At 50.9% G+C, this 24694-nt stretch carries 15 protein-coding genes; 1 reads left to right on the top strand and 14 read right to left on the bottom strand.

The window, feature by feature from the left end; all coding sequences use genetic code 11:
• Positions 1 to 634: 634 nt before the first annotated feature.
• From EPD17_RS03910 to EPD17_RS03875, 8 genes are all read right to left on the bottom strand, one after another.
• The gene (locus EPD17_RS03910; protein WP_132051945.1) at positions 635 to 2665 is read right to left on the bottom strand and encodes a M13 family metallopeptidase; all 2031 of its coding nucleotides are present in this window, start codon (positions 2663 to 2665) and stop codon (positions 635 to 637) included.
• Between the two features lie 102 nt (positions 2666 to 2767).
• The gene (locus EPD17_RS03905) at positions 2768 to 3196 is read right to left on the bottom strand and encodes a hypothetical protein (RefSeq protein WP_132051943.1); all 429 of its coding nucleotides are present in this window, start codon (positions 3194 to 3196) and stop codon (positions 2768 to 2770) included.
• 206 nt (positions 3197 to 3402) lie between these two features.
• Positions 3403 to 3975: a DUF4256 domain-containing protein gene (locus EPD17_RS03900; protein WP_132051941.1), complete on the bottom strand. Its 573-nt coding sequence runs from the start codon at positions 3973 to 3975 to the stop codon at positions 3403 to 3405.
• 281 nt (positions 3976 to 4256) lie between these two features.
• On the bottom strand, positions 4257 to 7502 hold the full coding sequence (locus EPD17_RS03895) for a S41 family peptidase (protein WP_132051939.1): 3246 nt from the start codon (positions 7500 to 7502) through the stop codon (positions 4257 to 4259).
• A gap of 272 nt (positions 7503 to 7774) precedes the next feature.
• A complete protein-coding gene (locus EPD17_RS03890; protein WP_132051937.1) occupies positions 7775 to 8260 on the bottom strand; it encodes a DUF3805 domain-containing protein in 486 nt (161 codons plus the stop codon).
• A 175-nt stretch (positions 8261 to 8435) separates the two neighbouring features.
• Positions 8436 to 11453, bottom strand: coding sequence for a translation initiation factor IF-2 (gene infB, locus EPD17_RS03885; RefSeq protein ID WP_240040733.1), 3018 nt, complete (start codon positions 11451 to 11453; stop codon positions 8436 to 8438).
• Between the two features lie 159 nt (positions 11454 to 11612).
• On the bottom strand, positions 11613 to 12860 hold the full coding sequence (nusA, locus tag EPD17_RS03880) for a transcription termination factor NusA (protein WP_114236947.1): 1248 nt from the start codon (positions 12858 to 12860) through the stop codon (positions 11613 to 11615).
• Between the two features lie 75 nt (positions 12861 to 12935).
• Complete coding sequence (locus EPD17_RS03875; protein ID WP_132051933.1) at positions 12936 to 13406, bottom strand: ribosome maturation factor RimP; 471 nt, start codon at positions 13404 to 13406, stop codon at positions 12936 to 12938.
• Between the two features lie 127 nt (positions 13407 to 13533).
• Between EPD17_RS03875 and EPD17_RS03870 the strand changes: the two genes are divergently transcribed.
• Positions 13534 to 13782, top strand: coding sequence for a hypothetical protein (locus tag EPD17_RS03870; RefSeq protein WP_123893676.1), 249 nt, complete (start codon positions 13534 to 13536; stop codon positions 13780 to 13782).
• A 4-nt stretch (positions 13783 to 13786) separates the two neighbouring features.
• Here EPD17_RS03870 and EPD17_RS03865 read toward each other — a convergent pair whose 3' ends face one another.
• The 6 genes from EPD17_RS03865 to EPD17_RS03840 all read right to left on the bottom strand — a co-directional run bounded on the left by EPD17_RS03865 (position 13787) and on the right by EPD17_RS03840 (position 24620).
• The gene (locus EPD17_RS03865) at positions 13787 to 14413 is read right to left on the bottom strand and encodes a DUF3575 domain-containing protein (protein ID WP_114236944.1); all 627 of its coding nucleotides are present in this window, start codon (positions 14411 to 14413) and stop codon (positions 13787 to 13789) included.
• A 109-nt stretch (positions 14414 to 14522) separates the two neighbouring features.
• Positions 14523 to 15305, bottom strand: a complete 783-nt coding sequence (locus tag EPD17_RS03860; RefSeq protein WP_132051931.1) for a carboxylesterase family protein — start codon at positions 15303 to 15305, stop codon at positions 14523 to 14525.
• A gap of 350 nt (positions 15306 to 15655) precedes the next feature.
• Positions 15656 to 17932, bottom strand: a complete 2277-nt coding sequence (gene bglX / locus EPD17_RS03855) for a beta-glucosidase BglX (protein WP_132051929.1) — start codon at positions 17930 to 17932, stop codon at positions 15656 to 15658.
• A gap of 217 nt (positions 17933 to 18149) precedes the next feature.
• A complete protein-coding gene (locus tag EPD17_RS03850; RefSeq protein WP_132051927.1) occupies positions 18150 to 19817 on the bottom strand; it encodes a glucoamylase family protein in 1668 nt (555 codons plus the stop codon).
• Positions 19818 to 19993: 176 nt separating this feature from the next.
• Positions 19994 to 21415 carry a leucine-rich repeat domain-containing protein gene (locus EPD17_RS03845; RefSeq protein WP_394346410.1) on the bottom strand — a complete coding sequence of 474 codons (1422 nt, stop codon included), beginning with the start codon at positions 21413 to 21415 and terminating at the stop codon, positions 19994 to 19996.
• A gap of 10 nt (positions 21416 to 21425) precedes the next feature.
• A complete protein-coding gene (locus tag EPD17_RS03840; protein WP_165929515.1) occupies positions 21426 to 24620 on the bottom strand; it encodes a VCBS repeat-containing protein in 3195 nt (1064 codons plus the stop codon).
• Positions 24621 to 24694: the final 74 nt, after the last annotated feature.

Genomic DNA, 24694 nt, shown 5'->3' with positions numbered 1-24694 from the left:
TTGATATGATTATAGCCACAAGGAATTTGGGTTCCTTGTGGCTTTTTTTGTTGGTGATCTGCTTTGGATTTTATGAGGGTTTGCTTTGATGACAAATTGTTGCTTTATGTGTTGGGTCTTTGCTTGTCATGCTGAGCGCAGCGAAGCATCTGGGTGTTGGAGTTTAAAGTATTGTTGTGGAAAAGGTAGACTCTTGTTATTGCTATGTTTGTGATGATGTAGGCTCAGATCCTTCGCTGCGCTCAGGATGACAAGGGCAAAAGCGGGATTAGAAGCAAAGAGGATTATGAGGAAAGTGTATGATTTTAGCGGCAGCGAAGGCAACTTATTACAATCAGAGTCTGTCATGCCGAACTTGTTTCGGCATCTCCTTTTGCTTTATGAACCCTGCCAGGTGCAGGGGATGCCGAAACGAGTTCGGCATGACAGCTAATGAAAGGAAATGGTTTACCACGGGTACATAAGTAAAGCACAATAGCATACAGAACGTACAAGTGTGCGACGCAACGACATTACAATAGCATTACAGCAGCCGGCTACACCAACAAACAAATAAAAAAGGGAGTGGCAAAATCATCCGCCACTCCCTTTTCCAAACTAATCTTTTACAATCCAAAAAATCCTAGTTCTAGTCTTACCAGATCCTAATCCGCTTTTCCGGCGCTACGTACATCTTGTCGCCGGGCTCAATGCCAAATGCTTCGTACCAGGCGTCGATGTTTACAACAGGGCCGTTGGCACGGTGCATGCCGGGTGCATGCGAATCGGTGAGGATCAGTTGCGCCTGTGTTTCGGGCAGGGCGTTGTTGCGCCAAACCTGCGCCCAGTTGAGGAAAAAGCGTTGTGCCGGCGTAAAGCCGTCGATCTTTTTGCCTTCTTTGAATTGCTTGGTTTTGGTAAACGCTTCATAGGCCATGTTGAGGCCGCCGAGGTCGGCAATGTTTTCGCCGAGGGTGAGGCGTCCGTTTACATGAATGGTATCGAGCACGGTCAGCGCATTGTACTGTTCCACCACGCGGTTGGCCAGGCCTTTAAACTTCGCTTCGTCATCTTTGGTCCACCAGTTTTTCAGGTTGCCGTCGGCGGCGTACTGGGCGCCGTTATCATCAAAGCCGTGGGTAATTTCATGGCCGATCACCGCACCAATACCGCCGTAGTTGATGGCATCGTCGGCGCCAAAATCAAAGAACGGAAACTGCAGGATGCCCGCAGGAAAAGCAATCTCGTTGTTCGAGGGGCTGTAGTAAGCGTTGATGGTGGGCGGCGTCATGCCCCAGCGGGTTTTGTCCACGGGTTTGCCATAGCGGGTCACCATATCGTTGTAGGCCCACTGGCTGGCCCGGCGCAGGTTGCCCACAAAATCGGCGCGGTCAATTTTAATCGACGAATAGTCTTTCCACACATCGGGGTAGCCGATCTTTTTGGTAAAAGCATTGAGCTTTTCCAAGGCCCTTACCTTGGTTTCGTCACTCATCCAGTCGAGGCGCTGAATGCGGCCGGCAAAAGTGGTTTCCAGGTTTTTCACCAGCTCCTGCATGCGGGCCTTGGCCTCGGGTTTAAAGTATTTGCTTACATACAATTGACCCAACAGGTCGCCCAGTTGGTTATCGATCAGCGACGAGGTGAACTGCCAGCGGGGCGTCAACTCCTTTTGGCCGGTCAGCACCTGCGTCATGGCAAAGTTCTGCTGCACAAAAGGCTTGCTCAGGTACGCCGCGCTGTTATCGAGCAGGCGCCATTTCAGGTAAGTTTTCCAGTCGGCAAGCGGCACTGCGGTAAGCAGGACATCCACGGTTTTAAAAAACGCCGGGTTGTTCACGATCACGCTGTCGGCGCCGGTCAGTTTGAGGTTGTTGAGCATCGCATTCCAATCGATGGATGGCGTTGTTGCGCTGAAGTCCCTTACCGCAAACTTGTTGTAGGTTTTGTAGGGGTCGCGCATTTCGGTGCGGCTCATCTGGGCTTTTGCCAAGGCCGTTTCAATACGCATCACGGCATCGGCATGGGCCTGCGCAGTAGCTGCATCTTCGCCAATGAGGGCAAACATTTTGTTCAAATGCTGTGCATACGCATTGCGGATGGCGGTGCTACGGCTGTCCCCCTTCAGGTAATAATCGCGGTCGGGCAGCGTGGTACCGCCTTGAGATAGCTGCGGAATGTATTGGGTAACGGCCTTACGGTCCTGCGTTACAAAAAAGCCAAACAGCGCACTGCTGCTGCCTTGTGTGCGGGCAAATGCAATTTCATTGAGCAAACCCGCTACGTCTTTGATGGCATCAATGCGCTGGAGGTCGGCAGCAATGGGGGTAAAACCCTTGGCATCGATGGCAGCGGTATCCATACCACTGAGGTAAAAATCGCCGATCTGCTGCATCTTCGGATCGCTAGCCCCTTTTTTGGAAGCCTCAGTAAGCAGCGCCTGCAGGCGGCGGGAGCTTTCTTCGCGCAGCACATCAAACGAGCCCCATCGGGTTTTGGAACCGGGCACCGGGTTGCTTTTTAGCCACGAGCCATTGGCATATAGGTAAAAATTTTCACCGGGTGCTACCGAAAGGTCCATATTGGCTTTGTCGATGTACTTGGGTTTCTTATCGCCGGGTGGGGTAAAGGCCACCAGGCCGGCCACGGCAATGCCGGCGGCAAGGGCTGTTGTAAGTTTTCTCATGGTTGAACCTCTGTTTAAGGAGGTGCTAATTTACCAAAGGCAATTGGAAGATAAAGGGGTTGGGAGGGTCTTTTAACGACTTGTAAAAGTTGCCGCTACTTGTTATGGCAGGCTAAGCTTTTGGGCTTGTTTGTGCGCCGAAGGAAGAGTTGAAAAACTAAAGATATAATCGTAGCCAAGTTTGCCCCGGCCCACGTTGAGCACCACAGTGTTGTTTGGCTGCATGCGTCGCCACTCCGGCCAGTTGGGATGAAATTGTTCTTTATGATTGGTTAACTGCAACAATACCTTCGGTATGGCGGGACGTCCCGATTCGATTTTCTTTATTACAAATGCCTGCACGTTTCTGCTAGCCGCTTTTGCCGTGACAGAATTGTAATAAGCGGATTCGAAAACAAAAAGCCCAATGACCCCGAAAAAATAACTGAGTACGGCACTTGCCCGCCTTTCGCCACCACCGTCAAAATAATCCCGGTTGTACTTGTATATCAGCCAAAGGATTGCCGAAGATAATAGGGTGCCGTACAACAAGTATTCCAATAAAAACCTATGGAATGAATGATATTGTCGACAAGCGGAAGCGCAAACCGCATCAGCAAACTAGTGATGCATAAAACAGTCCATCCTGTGTAGTCGAGTGCTTTGTCTTTGGGTATGTTGATGCGCCCGGTCAGGTACATTTGTTTTGTCCATTGCAATTTATCCGTTACAAAAAGTCTATAGCCACACCGAGAAAATTACACCTTAAGCATTCCCCTAAAAGCCCTGGCTGCATAATAAGACGAAGCGCCATTGTGGTAGGTAAATACGGTGCCGTAGCGATAATCGCAAAACAGGGCACCGCCCAAATCGCGGATGGCATCGGGTGTCCTGATCCAGCTGGAGGTTTTGGTATCGAATGGGCCAAATTGCTGCAGCGCCCGGTACTCTTCTTCATTGAGCAGTTCAATGCCCATGGCCGCGGCGGTGTCGATCACGTTGCCTGCAGGGCGAGCTTCTTTCCTGGCCTCCCAAGCTTCATGGTCGTAACACAGGCTGCGGCGGCCTTTGGGACTTTCGGCAGCGCAGTCGCAAAAAATGTAGGCGCCGGTTGCTGCATCCTGGCCAATTACATCGGGCTCGCCGCCGGTTTCTTCCATTTCGTTGAGCGACCAAAGTTTCCCTTCATTGCCTTCAAGTCGTTGTTGTACATCAGCCCATTTGAAGCCCACATGGCGGTGCATGTTTTGTTCAAAACGGGTTTGCAATGTTTGCAGCAATGCTTGCTCTTGCGCAGCGGGTAAATTGCTTTTACTTTCTCTTTTGGCCATGGGCAAATGTATATTCCAGGATTCAATTTAGCGCACTGTTTACAGCTAACCTGCCGGTTGTTTTTTTATTAAATGAAAGGGTTGTTAGCAAGTGTTGGTTCGTTGATTATGCTGCTGCTTTTGCAGGGTGCTTGAACCAAATAAAGCACACAAACAGGCCGCCGCAATAGGGAGCAAAAGCAGCAAATCGTTTTGCAAAAAACTGGCAGTAGCACCGGCAACAAAACGATTTGACTGCAAAAAATAGCTGCACCACATAGAAAGCAGTTTTGCTGTAGTTGCTACAACCTTGCCTTCACAGGAGCTTTGGGAGCCGGTGCTTTTTTCGGTGGATTCTTTTTGAGTTCGTCCATTACAACCTGTATGGCCTTTTCCAGTTGCGGATCGCGGCCGGCAATCACATCAGCAGGCCACTGCTCTACTTCAATGTCGGGAGGGGTGCCTACGTTTTCAATGCCAAAGCCATTTTCATCAAAAAATGCCAGGTTGGGTGCCGTTACCACGCCGCCATCAATAAACTCGGGGTAACCCAAAATACCCACCAATCCGCCCCAGGTAGTTTTGCCTACCAGCGTGCCCAGTTTGGCCTGCCGGAAGAGGAACGGCAGGTAGTCGCCGCCCGAGCCGGCCGATTCATCAATCAGCATCACCTTGGGCCCTTGAATGGATGCATTGGGTGCCTTTTGATCTTTGCCATGCCGGTAGCGCCAGTACGATTGCACCGGCCGCTTGAGCAGGTCGATATAATAATCCGCCAATTGCCCGCCGCCGTTAAACCGTTCGTCGATAATGATGGCGGCCCTGTTGGCCTGCGGGAAAAAGTACCGTTTAAAATACTCATGCCCTTGCGTGGTGGTATTGGGCACATACACATAAGCTACCTGCCCGTTGGTAGCTTCCGATACCTTGCGCATGTTTCCTTCCACCCAGTCGCGGTTGCGCAGCGCTACTTCGCTGGCCACGGGCACTACTTTTACGGTGCGGGTATTGGCGCCGCTGGCATCGGCAGCAACGGTCATGGTCACAATCTTTTCGGCCGTGTTTTCAAAATAGCTGTAGAAATTTTTATCGGCCGTAACATCGGCGCCATTTACTTTTAAAATATAATCCCCCACCCGCACATCCACACCGGGTTCGGTGAGCGGCGACCGCAGATCGGGCGTCCAGTTGAGGCCTCCATAAATCTTTTTGATGCGGTACCGGTTGTTGACCGTTTCATAATCGGCCCCCAGCAAACCGCCGGGCACTACCTGCGGACTCGAACGCCTGTCGCCCAGCGACGCAAAGCGGTGGTGCCCTACCCCCAGTTCGCTGAACATCCATTGCATCACGCGGTACAGGTCGTCGGTGCTGGCTACATCGGGCAACAGGGCTTCGTATTTCTTTTTCATGGCCGCCCAGTTTACGCCGTGCATGTTGGGGTCGTAAAAATAATCGCGGTTAACCCGCCAGGCTTCGTTGAAGATGTTGCGCCACTCTTCCTTGGGGACCATTTTTACCTGTATGGCGCCGGTATTGATCATCGACTCAGGTGTGGGCTTTTGACCTGTTGGCGCAATACCCCATTTTCCCTTGCTGATGAATACTGTTTTTTCGCCTTTGGCCGCAATGCTGTAGCCATCGGCCGGCATGATGGGTTCTTCCTTCCGCTTTTTCAAACTGTACATGTGGAGCATGGTGGGCGTAGCATCGTGCGGTGAGGCACTCAGGTAAAACAGCTCGCCTTCTTTTACCACCGAAAGCGACCGGTAACGGCCCCGTGCAAGTGGCAGCGGCACAATACGCGACTGAATGCCCTCCCAATCGATCCTTACCCGGGTGCGGCTGGAGTCGGCCTTGTAGGGGCCTTTGCTGCCGGCACTATCGCTGGTGAGTTCCACCTCGTTTTCTTTGGCAAAAGGCGAAGGCACTGATTTTTGCAGGGTTACCAGGTAAATGGAATTGGTAGCTTCCATGTCCTGGCTCGACTGGTCAAACCAGTTGACGACGGGGCCTGCATCAGTACTGGCGAGTAGGTAAATATATTTGCCCGAAGGATCAAACGTAGGCTCGGTTACATCAGACAGGGCATCGGTAAGCGCATGGGATTTGGCTTCGGAAATAGAATAGACCCATGCCCGCTGAAAATTGGTTTCGGAAATGGTAGTGTAGGCAATGAGGTTGCCGTCCGACGACCAACTGCCAAACAGGTCACGGTACGGGCCAGGTACATAGTTTATATCTTCTGCAATCTTTGTTGTTTTCCCGCTTGCCACATCAGCCACATACAGGCCGCGACCATTGTCAACAAAAGTCAGTTTCTTGCTATCGGGCGACCAATGAATACGGGCATAAAACCCTGAGCCATTCAATTGAATAACTTTTAGTTCACCTGTGCCGTCGCCGTTTTTGATGTGCAATGCATATTCGCCCGAGGCATCACTGAAGTAAGCGATCGATTTTCCGTTGGGCGACCAGGCCGGTTCTTTTTCGTGCACTCCCGGTGTGTTGGTCAGGTTAAACACATCACCTTTTTGCGCCGGCAGTGTAATAATGTCGCCACGATAATCCATCACTACCCGGGCACCTGATGGCGATATGTCGCCGCCGCGGATGTACTGGTCGCCGCGAACATACCTAGGGCGGTGATCGAGCAAGTCGGCGGCAATGCCCACTTTAATTTTAGCAGTATTGCCAGTTGCTGCATCCAGCACATGCAGGTAGCCGCCCTGCGCAAAAATGATTGCATCCTTCGATCCTTCGAGGCTGGAAACAGGAAAGTCGGTGCCTTTTGTTAGTTGCGTTACTGTTTTGCCTGCCACATCATAGCTGTACACATTGAACTCGCCATTGCGGTCGCTGCGGAAATACACTTTGGCCCCTTTCCATACCGGTTTGGAGTCGTTGCTCCCCCCTTTGGGTTTGGGAATTTCGGTGACGCCATGCTTTTTTGTATCGTATATCCAAATGCGGCTCATAGTGCCGCCACGGTAACCTTTCCACTGGTTGAATGCATCGGGGATGGTGGTGTAGGCAATGCTGGCCCCATCGGGGCTGTACGAAGCCCAGAACGCATTGGGAACGGGCAATTGCTGCTCGGCACCCGAAGCTATATCTACCGTAAACAACTGGAAATACCGGCTGGTAAAACTATTGCGCTGCGATGCAAACAGCACCTTTTTTCCATCGGGTGAAAAGTCGCGGACTAGGTCGGCACCGGGATGCCAGGTGAGGCGCTGGGGCACGCCGCCGGCTGCAGGCACCACAAAAACATCCATGTTGCCATCGTAATGGGCCGTAAAGGCAATGGTGCTGCCATCGGGTGAAAACACGGGGTTGGATTCGGAGCCTTCGCTTACCGTTAGCCTGCGGGGATAAGAGCCATCCCTGTTGGCCACCCACAGGTCTTCGGCATAAATAAACGCGATCTGGTCTTTGCTGATGGCCGGTTGCCACAGCAGGCGGGTATCGGTTGTGTTTTGTGCCGATGCACCGACAGATAAAATGAGGAACAATACAATAGCAAGGAAACAACGATGTTGTAGCATATTGCAAAAGGATTAAATAGGAAGAAGAAAAACCGGTTGGCTGTTGTGTAGCCGGTTGTTACAAAAGCTTTGGGTTGGCTACACCAGTAATTTGGGTAGCTTGTTTTTAGTGCAGGGTTAATGTACAAAAGCAAAATGGAAAATTATAGCGTGGTGGCTTGGCTTTTATAAGTGCGGTTTTTTTGAGGGACCAGTGCATTAGTATTTGGGTAAAAAACTGGCAGCGGAAACTGTTTAAAACCGCAAAAGAGGTTTGTTATAGTGCTGCACCATCAGTTTATGGTGATGCTTTGAATAATTCCTTCCACTTCAGCCAAGGTATTTTTATCCTGCTCATGTTTCTTGTTGGTGGTAAATGAGCCGATAAACATGTTGTTGTCTTTGCCAAAAATCCAATAATATATTGGCATCATTACACCATCTTCCTCTACTTCTGTTTTATAAAATGTGCCATCAAATGCACCCACTCTTATCTTAGAAGCACCCTTATTTTCCTGCATTTCTTGCGAGATAAATTCGCTAGTTGCGTCCTCGTTTGCCTTGTTTTCCCAATGCAGTGTAGTGATCCGCAAATTGCCCGTCCACGTTGTTGCGTTATAAAATGCGTAGGTACCATCGTCTCCATCATCGTACTCGCTCCAACCGACAGGAAGGGCTAAACTATACCATCCATCATTCGATGTAAATCTTTTTGTATTCACTTGGCAACTTGATATAAACGTTATCGCCATTATGAGATAAATAAAACTTAAACGCATGTAATGGAATTGTTTTAAAAATACGACCGTATCCTTTTCATCAACCCTTTGCTTAACATTCAAATCAAGTTACATCGACAATCATCCTTTCAATTGTTACTTAACAAAAAAGCCTGCAACATTGCTGTTGCAGGCTTTGTATTTAGGTGCGGCATTTTTATAAAAATGCCTCTTGTTACAGTGTTCGTTTTACTTCTTCGATCTCGTAGGCTTCTACAATATCGCCCACTTTCAGATCGGCAAAGTTTTTCACGGTCAAACCGCATTCCATGCCTGAAGGAACGTCTTTCACGTCGTCCTTGTAGCGTTTCAGCGAGCCCAGTTCGGCCTGTGCGTTTTCGCCTTTCGGGAACTCCACAATACCGTCGCGGATCACGCGGATCTTGTTGTTGCGGGCAATCTTGCCATCCAGCACGTAGCAACCGGCAACCGTAACCTTGTCGAAGCGGTACACTTCGCGTACCTCCACGTTGGCCACGATCTTTTCCTGAACCTTGGGCTCCAACATACCTTCCATGGCGCTCTTGATCTCGTCGATCACCTGGTAGATGATGGAGTAGGTTTTGATCTGGATACCGGCACCTTCGGCCAGGCGGTTGGCCTGCATCGAAGGGCGAACGTTAAAGCCGATGATCACCGCGTCGGATGCTTCTGCCAGCACCACGTCGCTTTCGTTGATCTGGCCCACGCCTTTGTGGATCACGCTTACAACGATTTCTTCTGTAGAAAGCTTTTGCAGCGAATCCGACAGGGCTTCTACCGAACCGTCCACGTCACCTTTGATGATCACTTTCAGTTCTTTAAAGTTGCCCAGTGCCAAACGACGACCGATCTCATCCAGCGTAATATGCTTCTTGGCACGCATGCCCTGTTCGCGCAGGATCTGGGCACGTTTGTTGGCCACTTCTTTGGCTTCACTTTCGTCCTGGTACACGCGGAACTTTTCACCAGCCTGCGGCGCACCGTTCAGGCCAAGGATCAGTACCGGCGTAGAAGGCCCGGCTTTATCAACACGCTTGTTGCGTTCGTTGAACATTGCTTTTACGCGGCCAAAATGCTGACCCGAAACCACGATGTCGCCGTTTTTGAGCGTTCCGTTCTGCACCAGGATGGTGGCAACATAACCACGGCCTTTGTCCAGCGTTGCTTCTACAATCACGCCGCTTGCTTCGCGGTCGGCGTTTGCTTTCAGGTCCAGTAGTTCGGCTTCCAGCAGGATCTTTTCCAGCAGCAGGTCGATGTTCAGGCCTTTTTTAGCCGACAACTCCTGGCTTTGGAATTTACCGCCCCACTCTTCCACCAGCAGGTTCATACCGGCCAGTTGTTCGTAAATTTTTTGCGGGTTGGCGCCGTCTTTATCTATTTTGTTTACAGCAAAAATCATCGGTACGCCTGCCGCCTGTGCGTGGCTGATGGCTTCCCGTGTTTGGGGCATCACCGCATCGTCGGCCGCTACCACAATTACCGCAATATCGGTAAGCTTGGCACCACGGGCACGCATGGCCGTAAAGGCTTCGTGACCAGGAGTATCGAGGAAGGTAATGTCTTTGCCGTTGGGCAGGTTTACCTGGTAGGCACCAATGTGCTGGGTAATGCCACCCGCCTCACCAGCTACTACCGTGGCGCTGCGGATATAGTCAAGGAGCGATGTTTTACCGTGGTCCACGTGACCCATGATGGTAACAATGGGCGAACGGGGTTGCTTATCTTCCTCGCTATCGGCTTCTTCTTCCTCGTCCATTTCCAATTGCTTTTCCATGTCGATGAATTCGACATCGTAGCCAAATTCGGAAGAAACGAGTTCGATTACCTCGGCGTCGAGGCGCTGGTTGATGGACACCATGATGCCCAGTCCCATACACTTCGAGATTACTTCGGCAAAGGAAACATCCATCAGGTTGGCCAGCTCGCTTACCGAGATAAATTCGGTAACCTGCAGCTTGTTGTCGCCTTCGTGTTGGGCATCGGCCATCTCCTGGCGGCGTTCGCGGCGCAGTTTGGCTTTTACGTTGCGGCCACCACGACCCGACCCGCCCGACAGCTTGGCCTGCGTTTCCTGTATTTTCCGTTGAATTTCTTTTTCGTCGATCTGCTTGTCCTCACGGGGCTGAAAACGGCCACCACCGCCTTGCTGGCGGTTTTTAGCCAGGTTGGGCGTGAAGCGTCCGCCACCGCCCTGTCCGGGCTGGGGCGTTGGGCGTGGGCCGCCGCCTTGTCCCTGCTGTGCGCCACCTTGCTGGGCACCGCCGCGCTGGGGGGCAGTAGTATCCCGCTTTTCGATGGGAATGCGTTTGCGTTTGCGCTTTTCATCGGCTGGGCGAGGACGGGTATCGTTTTCCACCGGCAGTTGGATCTTACCCAAAATTTTGGGTCCGGTCAGCCTTTCGGCCTGTATGTTTTCAATCACCGGGGGTGCTTCGTTTTCGTCAACAGGGGCAGGTGTTTCGGCTTGCGCTTCCAGTACCGGCGCCTCAATGGTTTCCACAACCGGCGTTTCGGCTGGTGCTGCGGGCACCTCGGGCTGCGGCTCGGGTTGTTGGGGTGCTGCGGCCACTACAGGCTCGGCCTCCACTTCTGGTGCAGGTGCTTGTGCCTGTGGTGCTTCGACCGGAGCCGGCGCGGCTTGTTTTTTCTCAATCGTCTTTTTCGGACGGGTAGAGGAGTCAATTGCCGACAGGTCGATCTTATCGAGAATCTTAGGCCCGAATGTGGGCGTTTTGGCTACTTCGGGTTCGGCCACAGGCTGAACCGGCGGTTCTTCCACCGGAGGCTCGGGCTGCGGTGCCGGCGGCTCGGGGGCCACTTCGGGCACTTCAATGCGCTCCGGCTCGGGCTGGGGCGCTGGTGCAGGCTGAGGCGCCGGCGCCGGGGGTTCGGCGGCAGGGGCCGGTGCAGGTGCTGCAGGCGCTTCTTCTTTTTTAGCTACTACTTTAGGCGCTTCTTTTTCCTTGCGGAAATGCAGTTCCTCTTCTTCTTTTTTGCGCTTTGCTTCGCCTGTAGCGCCTTTAGGCAGGTCAATCTGTTCGCTTTTTAATTTAGCAACCTTGTCGCCCTGAAACGCATTCTGCAAAGCACGGTACATATCTTCCGTAAGCTTTGAAGTCGGCTTCAGATCGTCTTTGTTAAATCCTTTGTCTACCAAAAAGTCCACAAGGGTGTCTTTACCGATGTTGAACTCTTTGGCCGCGGCCATTAACCTTGGTGTTGTTGTTTCTGCCATAATTGCCTCCCCCTTTCCTTCCCTACTGGAAGGCGGGGTTATAATGTTAACGTTGTGCAAATGTATAGATGTATAGTCAACTGAACGTTTTGTTTCGCTGCTGCGGTTGCAAACATCCGGTTAACTTTCTTGCTACTCTTTCTCAAATTCCGATTCCAGCACCCGGCGCACTTCCTCGATGGTTTCTTTTTCAAGGTCGGTGCGGCGCTCTAGTTCTTCTACGCTCAGGTCCAACACGCTACGGGCAGTATCGCAACCCACACGCTTCAGTTCATCAATCACCCAGCCTTCCAGCTCATCGCTGAACTCCTGCAGATCGATGTCGAAGTCTTCCACTTCACCTTCATTGTCGCGGTACACGTCGATGTCGTAACCCGTCAGTTCGCAGGCCAGCTTGATGTTTACCCCGCGGCGGCCAATGGCCAGCGACACCTGGTCGGGTTTCAGGTAAACCGAAGCATGCTTGCCTTCGTTGTCCAGCTCCATACTGGTGATCTTGGCCGGTGTAAGCGAACGCTGGATCAGCAGTTGCGTGTTGCTGGTGTAGTTGATCACATCGATGTTCTCGTTTTTCAACTCCCGAACAATGCCATGAATACGGCTGCCTTTCATACCCACGCAGGCACCCACCGGGTCGATGCGGTCATCGTAGCTTTCTACGGCCACTTTTGCCCTTTCGCCCGGGTCGCGAACGATCTTTTTGATGGTAATAAGCCCGTCGAAAATTTCCGGAACTTCTATTTCCAACAATTTTGCCAGAAACTCAGGCGCAGTGCGGGAAAGAATGATCACGGGGTTATTATTTTTCAGGTCTACTTTTTTCACCACGGCACGGATCGATTCGCCTTTTTTAAAGTAGTCCTGCGGAATTTGTTCGCTCTTGGGCAGGATCAGTTCGTTGCCTTCTTCATCGAGCAACAAAATCTCCTTTTTCCAAACCTGGTATACTTCGGCCGAAGTGATCTCGCCAATGCGGTCGTTGTATTTTTTAGCCAGTACGTTTTTCTTCAGGTCCGAAATGCGGCTGGCCAGCGTTTGGCGGGCAGCCAGGATGGCGCGGCGGCCAAAGTCGTAGAGGTCGATGCCCTCGTACAGTTCTTCGCCCACTTCAAAGTCGGGTTCAATTTTAACGGCGTCGCTGTAGCCCACTTCTGCATTGGCATCCAGCACCTCGCCATCGGGTACAATCATACGGCGGCGAACGATCTCCAGGTCACCCTTTTCGGCGTTTACGATAACGTCGAAATTTGCGTCGTCGCCGTATTTTTTGCGCAGCAGGGTTTTAAACACGTCTTCCACTACACGCATCAGCGTGGGGCGGTCTATGTTTTCGGCATCCTTAAAGTCCTGGAACGCCTCGATCATGTTGATACTTGCCATATGATGAGAATTTTAGCTACTAGCTTCTAGCTGCCAGCTACTAGCTAATGGCTAGCAGCCAGTGGCTTGCGGCTATTAAAATTTTACTTGAACTTTTGTAATTTTTATATCGGTAAATAAAATGGTTTCCTGGGTCACTTCTTTTTTGCGGCCCTTGCCGGTTTCTATTTCCAGCAGTATGCCATCTTCAGTTGTTTCCAGCAGTTTTCCTTCTTTCACGCTGCCATCGAGCAGTTGCACTTCAAGATAGCGGCCCACGTTCTTTTTGTACTGGCGCTGCAACTTCAATGGTTCATCCAGCCCCGGCGATGACACCTCCAGCGAAAAATTGCCATCGGGATACATGCCGCTTTCTTCCAACACTTTGTACAGGGCACGGTTGTACTGCACCAGGTTGGACAGGGGCATGCCTTCGTCGGCATCAACAAACACTTTGATGTTGTTGGTGGGCTTGATGCGGATATCTACTAAAAAATGCGTGGGATGCGCTGCCAGCAACGGTTCCAGCTTTTGAACAATTGCCTCTATTGCTGATTCTGTTTGCATAGTAAAAATGAAGAAGGGAACGGTCTTCGTTCCCTTCTTTGTTTCTTTTCCTGCGGCAAAGTTAAGGTAAACCTTAAATACTTTCCAAATTATATCTGCTTGGCGCCTGTTGTTTACCTTTGCGGCAATGATACTTTCACTACTTCTTTACATTTTTCTGGCGTACATGCTATACCGGTTGGTGTTTGGATTGATTGTTCCCATTGTACGCACCACCCGGCAGGTAAAAAAAAGCTTCCGCCACATGCAGGAGCAAATGGCCGCACACCAGGGTGCTGCCGATCCCGGCCGTCAATACAACCAGCAAAAAGCTTCGGTTCATTCCACCGCCCGTGGCGATGATGAAGACTACATCGAATTTGAAGAAGTAAAATAGGCGTTTACTGCTCCGCCTCTTTTTTGCCCAGCCAAATGCCTAGCGTAATACCGCTCATGATGGCTACATCGCCGTAGCTTTTTTCCACCTTCATGCCCATATCATTGTAGGTATGTCCTTTTGCAAACTGGTAGCCCAGGCCTGCATTGAAATCGAGACTGAGCCTGCCCGGCAGGTTGCGCTGCAGGCCCCACACCACGCCAAGGGTATTTACGGCCCGCGAATTTTCCTCCGGTAAATAAGCACTCGACATGCGCCTGTTGGTAAACAGTGCGGTGTACTTCGGAGCAATATAGTTCATGCTGTTTTTGGCAGTGCGCTGCCCTTTTTCCTGGCGGCGTGCAAAGTTGTAATAATATCGGTACTGCAAGGAGACGGCCGTTTCCAGCCTAAACTCCGCATTGAAAGATTCTTCGCCAAAAGCATTGGAATAAAAAATAGAAGCGTACGGGCTTAAATAAGCGTGGGCTACCAGCGTTGTGTTTTTGCCCACCCGCTGCTCGTGGCCAAAGCCGGGCGAAATAAACGTAAAGCGGGTAACGTTTTCAACTTGTGCGCCGCCTTCCTGCGCAAAAGCCTGGGTAGTGGAAAAGGCCAGCAACAGGGCCGCTAGTTTTTTGAGGTACATCATAAGCAGGTTTGATTGCACCACAAAAATAGGCGGGTCCGCTCATTTACCCCGAACAGAATGACCAGCGGGCCTACGGCCTGTTAGACAGAATTGCAAGCATACGGCGCCGCTAATTTTCCTGCGCAAAAAGCCAGGGCAGCAGTTGCGGCTCTGCAAACGCCTTGTCCCAGCTATTGTGGTTTACGCCGGGATACACGGTAAACTTCACCGAGGCACGCCGCTGCTTTTTGATGGCAGCTACCATGGTTTCGGAAAGTTGCCAGGGTACTACATCATCTGCATCGCCATGAAACACCCACCATTTGGTGCGACGCAATGCCTTGGCGTGTTCCGGCGCACCGCCGCCGCAAATGGGAAAAGCCGCGGCAAAGGTTTTGGGCTTGCGGGCCACCAGGTCGAAGGTGCCCATGCCGCCCATAGAAAGGCCGCCTACATACATACGGTCGTCATCCAGTTTAAACTGTTGGTCTAACGAATCGAGCAACTGCATCACCAATTGCATGGGCCGGGTGGCTGGCGCATCGGGCGGGTAACTAAAGGTGCGTTTGCCGGCAGCATCCTGCCCAAACTGTACCGGCGCCCAGTAGCCCATTTTAGGGCACTGCGGAAACACCACGATGGCCGGGTAGCGGTCGCGAACCGAATCCTGCACAAATAGTTTGGCGCCATGCACCAGTTGGGCTTCATTGTCGTTGCCCCGTTCGCCGGCACCGTGCAGCACCAGTACCAACGGATACTCTTTTGTTGCATCAAAATTTTTGGGCAAGAGCAGGCGGTACGGCAACGTGTCGGCGCCTTGCACCAGGCGGCGTTTTTCGAAGAGCGAAAGGTCCTGGGCGGTCAGGATGGTGAAGATGAAAAGCAATGGCAGCAGCAACAGGTATTTTTTCATGGCAATGCTTTGTGAAGGAGCAAAATACGACATGCATTTTAAGGAAAAGGGCGCAAGTGTTTGCGCCCTTTTTGTTGGATTTTTAATTTAAGACTTGTGTGTTTTTTTGCATAAACCCTATCAATGCCTTTACTTTTTTGCTCCTGCAAAAAAGTAACAAAAAAGCAGGCCCGAAATCAAATGACGGCCTGATTTCGGGATAGCGCCTTGATGAAGCTGTGGTGGTACTGTAGTGAAATGCAGCAGTTCATTGTTCGGCAATGAAGTATCGATTCAAAATTTCATTCCTTTCTTGCTCTCGATCTATCAACTTCCAACTGTCAACTCCCAACTTCTCCTTCATCCATCATCTACTTCGCCAGCAGTGTAAACTTCGCCACTTTTACATCCCTGGAGTTGCCGCCGATGAACACGTTGAAATCGCCGGGTTCGGCTATTTGTTTGAGGTCGTTGGTGTAAAACTTCAGGTCTCCGTGTTTAATAGTGAAGGTTACGGTTTTGCTTTCGCCCTTTTTCAGCTGCACCTTCTGAAAATGCTTCAACTGTTTTACGGGCTGTGCAATGGTGGCATAAATATCCTGCAGGTATAGCTGCACCGTTTCCTCGCCATCCCAATTGCCGGTATTGGTCACCGTTATCGACGCCTGCACACTTTCCCCGGGGCGCACTGTTGTTTTAGCCAACTGCACCTCGCCATAGCTGAAAGTGGTGTAGCTGAGGCCAAAGCCAAACGGGAACAAGGGATCGTTGGACACATCGAGGTAATTGGACCGGAACTTGGGCGCTCCGCCATTATATGGCCGGCCGGTGCTCAGGTGGTTGTAGTAAATGGGGATCTGGCCCACGCTGCGCGGAAACGTAGTGGTGAGTTTGCCCGAAGGATTGTAAGCGCCAAACAGCACATCGGCAATGGCGTTGCCGCCTTCGGTGCCGCCAAACCATACATCCAGCATGGCATCTACGTTTTCGGCTTCCCAGTTCAGCGTCATGGGGCGGCCGTTGAACAGCACCACCACCAGCGGTTTGCCGGTTGCCTTCAAGGCCTGCAGCAGGCGCAACTGGTTTTGCGGCAGCGCAATATCGGCACGGCTCGACGACTCGCCGGTTGCCTCTGCCGATTCGCCCACTACTGCTACAATTACATCCGATTTTTGCGCAGCAGCCACCGCTTCATCGATCAATGCCTGCGCTCCGCGTGGATCAATCGTCACTTGTTCACTGAATGCATTGAGGCGCTTGGCCAAAGCAGTATCATCGGTAACATTCGCGCCACGGGCATAATTGATAGTAACACCACTGCCACCTACATTGCGCATGCCTTCAATCACCGTCACGGCTTTTTCAAAATCGCCCGACACCGCCCAGGTGCCCAGCATGTTGCGACGGCTATCGGCCAGCGGGCCGACCAATGCAATGGAGCCCGCCTTTTTCAAGGGCAAAACGCCGTTGCTGTTTTTCAGCAACACAAAAGATTTGGCTGCGGCCTCGCGGGCTGCAGTGCGGTGCGCATCGGATAAAATTTCTTTTGCCGGTCGGCTTTCATCCATGTAGCGATACGGATCATCAAACAGGCCCAGCTTGTATTTGGCTTCCAGGATGCGGCGGCAGGCAGCATCGATCTGCGCCACTGTTACCTTGCCTTCCTGCAGCGATTTTTTAAGCGTGGTTAAAAAACCTTCGCCCACCATGTCCATATCCAGGCCGGCCCGCAGTGACATAGCCGAAACGGTTTGCAGATCGCCCATGCCGTGGTCGATCATTTCATTTACCGAAGTATAATCGGAAACCACCATGCCTTTAAAACCCCACTGCTGGCGCAGCAGGTCGGTGAGCAGCCAGCGGTTGCCCGTTGCCGGTATGCCATCCACCACGTTGAACGAACTCATTACCGAACCCACGCCGGCATCGATGGCCGCTTTGTAAGGCGGCATAAAATACTGGTACATTACGCGGCGGCTCATGTCCACCGTGTTGTAGTCGCGGCCCGCTTCGGCAGCGCCATACAGCGCAAAATGTTTCACGCAGGCCATCACTGTTTTAGGATCGGCAAGGGAGCTGCCCTGGTAGCCCAACACCATGGCGCGGCTGATAGCCGAACCCAGCACATGGTCTTCGCCGCTGCCTTCTGCAATGCGGCCCCAGCGCGGGTCGCGGGCAATATCCACCATGGGCGAAAAGGCCCATTGCAGGCCATCGGCCGTGGCTTCCACTGCAGCAATTTGGGCGCTGCGGCGGATAAGTGCCGTATCCCAACTGCAGGAAAGTCCCAACGGAATGGGAAAAATGGTGCGGTGCCCGTGGATCACATCGAGCCCGAAGATGAGCGGTATCTTAAGCCTAGTATTTTCAACGGCAATCTTTTGTGCCTGCTTTGTTTTCTCGGGACCGTAAATACCAAACAAGCCACCCACCGCACCGCGGCGAATTTTACCATCCACATCCGAACTCACCACCGAGCCGGTAACGGCGCCGCCCGGCGTAACGAGGTTTAATTGCCCGATCTTTTCATCAAGGGTCATCTTGCCCATAAGGCCCGACACAAAAGCGTTCATTTTGGCGTCGCCACCTTGCTGCGCAGCGGCAGGCAGGGCCGCGGCAAAAATGAGGGGGAACAGTAGTTTACGCATATTCATAAACGATAGATTGAATTTTTACATCATGGAAATATAGTGGGTGCACCAGCGTGTGATATAGCCGCAGGTTGGCATCCATATTTATACAAACACTGTCATTCCGAACTCCATTCGGATTCTCCTATAATAAATGCTGTTATGGCAAGGAGATGCCGACATGCGTCGGCATGACAATGAACTGTAATGTGAGCACCTGTACTGCCGACCGGTTTCAATATTGAAACTGCAACTTATTTAAACCAGCCTTTACCTCGGGTGCACCCATAAACAAGTTCCAAAGTAAACCACTCCGGTAATTCTCCAACATGATTATGATCGGTCCCTGGTCAATTGCCAGGAAAGAATCGGCAAACCAGCCATCGGTAAGGTTAAAGGCATCTACAAAACCATATTCTTTCCAAAGCTTATCGCCCAGTTTGTAGTAAAAAAACTCCAGCGCCGCCTTGCTTTGCTCCGGCGTGTAAGGCATGGAAGAAAGTACAGCGGTTGGTGCGATGACGCCATTGTCGTTTTGCGGCTCATGCGCCAGGTAGCCCACTTTATTATCATCGGAGGCCGTGAGGCCCCAGCACGAATCGCTGTAGCCCAAAAAGCCTTTTGGATTGGCCACGCAATAGCGGTAGTTGATCAGCGTATGCGCTTTTACCTGCTGCTCGTAATCGGCATATTGGTCTTTAAGACCAAAAGGTTTTAACCCCAAAAAAGAATAATGGCTCAGGAACAGCGGGCCACCCTGCGGCGGACCCAGCGGCAGCACTTCGTTGTAATAAGTATTGCCGTTGCGCATGGCGCCGTTGCGGGCCCAGCCTTCGTCGTACACCGCTTTCGGAATGCTGTGCGTTGGCGATGCGGCCGCCAGCACATAAGTGATCAGTGCCTCGTTCCAGCCGCTGATGGGCAGGTTCATGGTCCATTCTTTATCGGGGCTCCAGTGCCAGTACAACTTGTTCTCACCACCCTTGCGAAACCAGTCCCATTCCACCGCTTCCCAAATTTTATTGATGTCGGCACGCAGGGCTGCTTCTGCGGCACCGGCACCATTAAAATACTGGCGGGCGGTGATCAGCCCCTGCATCAGCAGCGCGGTTTCCACCAGGTCGGCGCCGTTGTCGTTGGCGCTAAACGGCTCCACTTTACCCGAAGCGCCATCCAGCCAATGCGGGAATGCACCTTTGAACCGGTCGGCTTTTGTTCCTAAAAAAGTCACCATTTTTTGCACCCGTTCCAGCCCTTCGGCGCGGGTAATAAAGCCGCGGAGCACACCTACAACAATGGCCATGGCGCCCATGCCCGAGCCGCCTGAAGTAACCACGTTGCCCGATGTGTTGCGTTCGCGGGCCATGCCCGAAGCCGGGTGGGCAAAATCCCAGAAATACTTAAAGGTTTGGCGCTGCACCAGCGTCATCAGGTCATCGGTGGGGATGCGGGTAAACTTGTCGCGGCTGTCCAAACCGGTGCGCAGTATGATAAATGCCGGAGCAGTTGGCTGCAACCCAGTAGATGAACGAAGACTTTCGGTAATGGTTAACCGAAATTGTGCAAAAGGTGGTAATGCGGCATTGGGCTTTAAAGTAAGCACACTATCGCCGGCGCCGTACTGAATGGTGTATGGCACGGCAGTGCCCGCAGCGTTGGTCCACTGCAGGCCGCCCGTGCTGCTGCGCATAACAGCCGTGGAAAAACGCAGTTGTATTTCGGGTTGCGAACTGCTTAAAATAACAGTGCTACCCGGCGCCTGAATAACACCTTCGACCCAAATACCGCGCAGCACAAATGGCTTGGCAACAGGCGGCGGCTCGGTGTTGCCGCTACTGCTTTTGCTGCAGGCAATAAAAAGCACCAGGCAAATAGACAGTAAGTAAAATAGAAGTGTTCGCATGGTTGGGTTTGAAGGCATTAATAAATAGGCTTAGTTGATCATTGCAGATGCTGCAGCAAAAACCATGTACTTTTTTTATGCGGAAAAGCAAGCAAACCAATCATATGACTCCCGCACAATTATTCATAAAATTCAGCCATCGTATGGGCATATATTTATGAACTGAAAAATATTGCTCACTGCGTTGGCATTGCTTGCCTGTTTTGGTAATGAACCTCACAGTTTGGCAACCATTTTTTAAGGCTATCCTTATCTGCCTGCGCTAAATAATTATCATCTACTCTGATTGATTTCAGCTTTTTTAGCCTGCTGATGTTGGGAGAAATATACCTGATTGGATTGTTCCATATTTCAAGTCGCTCAAGGAATATTAAGTCGGAAATATTATCCGGAATGCTTTCAATTTCATTGTCAAATATCGACAGCTCTTTAAGATGCTTTAAATGCACTGTTTCTTTTGTAATACTTTTCACCTTATTTGTATACAAATAAAGCACCTCTAGTTTACCAAGCCGGCTGTCCACAAACGATAGATCGCGAATCCGGTTATTATTCAAGGAAAGCCCTTTCAAATTTGGGATTGTTTTGATCTGCTCAGGCACCTTGCTCAATTCATTTCGCGCCAAATCGATTTCCGTCAAGCTATCGAGTTGTGACAAGTCGCAGTTGATTTCCCTGATATTGGTTGCTGCGAACGACACGCTTTTCAGGTTTGGGAACCTGTTTAGATCGCATGGAAAAATGCTGATGGGATTTACTGCAAAGATCAAATCCTGAAGTGAGGTGACTTTATATAATTCTTGTGGTACTTCCTTAAAAATATTACCGGTCAATATTGCCATATAAATATCAAGTTTGTCCAATCCACCGGGCAAAGAAGTGAGGCCTTTATTTTGAAGCGATAAATATTTCCCGGTATTATCGGACCATACCACAGGGCTTATGCTTTTGTAAAAGCTACTTGTTTTTCCTAAAGCAATCTGGTTGCACAGGTCGGTCATTACCTTTTTGGGAGCATCATCATCTTTGCGGCCAACTTCAAAGAGCCAGCCTTTGATTTTATTATCTGATGATAAACAATCGACCTCGAAATTTGGATCCCAGTCTACCGCGTCGAAGCTTGCAGATTTTGACCCTAAATAAAAACGCACTTTTTTTGATATCTCTTCTGCTTTTGTCGACGTGATGATTATGCCATTCGCAGGCACTACAATTTTCTTCTTCCAAAATTTCGTTTCCGGTAGTTTGGGATATCCTGCTACACCAAAAATGATCCCGGCCTGTCCTTGAAATTTGCCTGGAAACACAATCTCATTATGCTCCTGCCATTGCAAACAGCCGATGACGAAAAACAACGTAAATAAAACAGATAAGATATACTGTGCTGCGAGATACAAACTCCTATTCGCAAACACCTTTCGCGTTAAAAAGTCAATGAAATAAATAAAAAGACCAAGCACAACAAAAAACAAACCCGGTATCAGCAGATAACCTACCGTAAAAACAGCTATGGTTGTTCCTAACAGGACTGCCAGGAGTGCCATAAATTTCAATGGTGCTTTAGTTAGCCGGTCTACTACAAAATTTCTAACACCCATATTGGTCACCTTACGGCGTTTTATAAAATACCAACGGCATGTGGTTGCGGGCAGCTACCAGCACCGAATCAGCCCGGCGGCGCAGCCAGCGCAGATCCCGCACCTGCCCGGCAACTGCCGACAGCAGGGGCTGATGAATATAACGAGCCGACTTGCCTTCAAACCTTACCATTGCCATCGGCTGCGCATCGTATCTACCTTCGTAAGGAATCACATCAAAGAAATTGCCGCCGGCTACAAACGTGTTGGCAGCACCGCCTTTTGCAAAAGAAAAAATGGGTGCCAGTTGCAATTCGTTGGGCAGGGACTGCATGTGAAAACCGCCCTTTCCATCGCCATACAGCACTACCGATGCCAGTTGCTCGGCACGCAGGGGCTTCATGTCGTCCACAAAACCATAAAACACATCTTTCATTTCTTCGCCGGCATATTCGGCGTATTTCAGGTAGTGCTTTTTCAACACCGGCAGCGCCCTTTCGGTTTCGTCTTTTGCCAGGAACGGATACTCTTTTCCGCCAATTGAATACGCCAGCAATTGGTCGGTGCTGCCATTGCGATCAAAGTCGGAAACATAGAGGCTCAGCTTGCCATCTTTTTCGCTCCAGAACTTATTGTTGCGCCCCCAGTTGCCAGCCAGCACATCCAAGTTGCCATCGCCGTTTACATCCTGCACCATCAGCGTTTGCCACCATCCGGTTGATGCGGGCAATTCTTTTTTGATAAATGTGCCGCTGTTGTTGGCAAAAACGGTCAGCGGCATCCATTCGCCGGCCACCAGCAAATCAGGTGTTCCGTTGCCATCCCAATCGGCAAATTGCGCCGCTGTAACTGTGCCAATATTGGTCAACGAAATGCGGGTATCATCTTGTGTAAAAGCCCCTTTGCCATCGTTAATCAACAACGCAGAGGACATGGGCACGCCATAGGCACGGCTGTTGGCCAGCACACCAATGAACAGGTCGGTATCGCCATCGCCATCCACATCGGCTGCGGCCACGCATGATTTGTTGTTGGGGATAAACGGAAGTCCTTTTGCTTTGGTAAAGTTGCCCTTTCCATCATTGATGTACAGCCGGTCCCAAAGCCGCGCATCGCCTTCCAGAAACTCGTTGCCACCACTCACTACAATCAAATCAGGAAAAGCATCACCGTTTACATCGGTAAACAATGCATCTACATCTTCGCTGTGTTTGTCGTATTCAAACGGTGCATTGTTGCCGGGTAAAAAACCACCATTGGGCTGGCCCAGCATCAGCGCACCGGGCTGGTCTTTGGCGCCGCAGGCATAAAAATCATCGAGCCCATCGCCGTTCACATCGGCTACTGCCAGTTTGGGACCGCGGCTGCTTTGTGCATGTGGAATGAGGTATTGAATGTTGACATCAATGAACGGGTTTTCCATGTGCCGCCAGCGGGCCAGCGAATCAGCAATTGGTTGTAGTAATGGTTCGGGTGTTTTGAAAAAATTAGCATGCACAAACTGGCCGGAAGCAGCATCCTGTTCAACAACCAATGGCTTGTTTGCCGGCACGTTTTTCAACACCTGGTATCGTTGGTTTGGCCACACTATTAGCACGCTATCCGCTGTTGCAGCATCGTCCAGGCCAAAGTGCAGTATCGGCGCCACCGACGATTGAAAGCCCCGCGTCAGCATCAATTGCTGGTACTGCATTTTACCACCAGCAAATACATAGGCTTTGGCACCAACACCCAAGGTGTTGCCATCAGCGCCTTTAAATGAAATGGCGATCCTGTTCTTTTTCGGTGCGCTATTTTTCAACACCACGGCCGGTGCATCAATGGCATTGATCACCATATCCAGTGCACCATCGCCATCCAGGTCTGCATAGGCTGCACCGGTGTAATATCCTTTCATGCCCGATGTACCCCAGGCTTCGCTAACGGGTTCAAACTCGCTGCTGCCACTGCCGCGGAACAGGAACGGGTGCGCACTGCCATCGGGCATTTTATTCAACGCATCATCGTCGTACTTGTCGGTTTGGTTCATGCCTTTTCTTACCTGCAGGTCCGATACATAACGAACATAATCCAGGTCAACCGGCCGCTTTACAATACCGCTGCTGATGAACAGATCCTTATTGCCATCGTTATCAAAATCAGCAAACAAGGGCGCCCAACTCCAATCAGTAGCCGACACGCCGGCCAGTAGGGCCACATCCGAAAAGCTTTCGCCATTGCCATTGTTACGTTGCAAACAGTTGCGTGAAAACTGGTACTGGTAGCCGTTCATGAGCAGCTTTACATTGTAGATGTCGGGGTTTTCATCGCTGCCATATGTTTTCAAAACCTTTTCATCGTTGGGCAGCATATCTACGGTAATAAGATCGAGCTGGCCATCGTTGTTGTAATCGGCCGCATCGTTGCCCATGCTGAAGCGGCTGTAATGACGGAAATGTTTTGCACCACTTTCATTAAATGTGCCATCGCCGTTGTTGACGTAGTAATAATCATTTTCATGAAAATCGTTGCCTACATAAATATCATCCCAGCCATCGTTGTTCAGATCGGCAATGGCCAACCCCAGCCCATAACCGAGGTTGCTTTGATAAATGCCGGCTGGCGCCGACACATCGGTGAAAGCTGCTTTTCCGGCACTCAGTTCGTTGCGGTAGAGGCGGTCGCCACTCAGCGAATCGTAGCGGCGGCGATTGGCCGTATCTACAATGTTGGCATGCGGGTGATGCGACTGGTTTACGAGGTAACAATCCAGGTCGCCATCACGGTCGTAATCGAAAAAAGCGGCCTGTGATGTAAAGCCCGAAAAGTCCAATCCATATTGCGCCGCACTTTCCGTAAATGTGTTGTTGCCCCTATTGATAAAAAGTTCGTTGCGGCCCTTCAGCCCACGCATGCCACTGACCGAAGAAACATAAATATCGAGCAGGCCATCGCCGTTTACATCGGCCATGGTTACGCCGCTGCACCAGTCGGATGTGCCCGCCACGCCTGCTTTTGCAGTGATGTCTTCAAACTGAAAATTGCCTTTATTTAAATACAGTTTATTGCCTCCCTTGCTGTTGGCGGTAAAATAAATATCGGGCAGACCATCGCCGTTTACGTCGCCGGTAGCCACGCCGCCGCCATTGTAGTAGTATAAAAAATAGAGGATGCCAAACAGGCGCTTTTCTTCGAGGCTATTTTCGAATGTAATGCCCGTTTCTTTTGGCGAAAGCGAGGTAAACAAGGTTTCCTTTTTTTCACAGGAGCAAAGGGCAAGCAAGAGTAACACAACCAACCAATTGAAGGCGCCTAACTTTT

This window comes from Pseudocnuella soli, from assembly GCF_004347775.1.
GTDB lineage: Bacteria > Bacteroidota > Bacteroidia > Chitinophagales > Chitinophagaceae > Flavisolibacter > Flavisolibacter aquaticus.
Note: the sequence above shows the minus strand (reverse complement) of the source record. Positions and strands in the feature narration are given on the sequence as shown.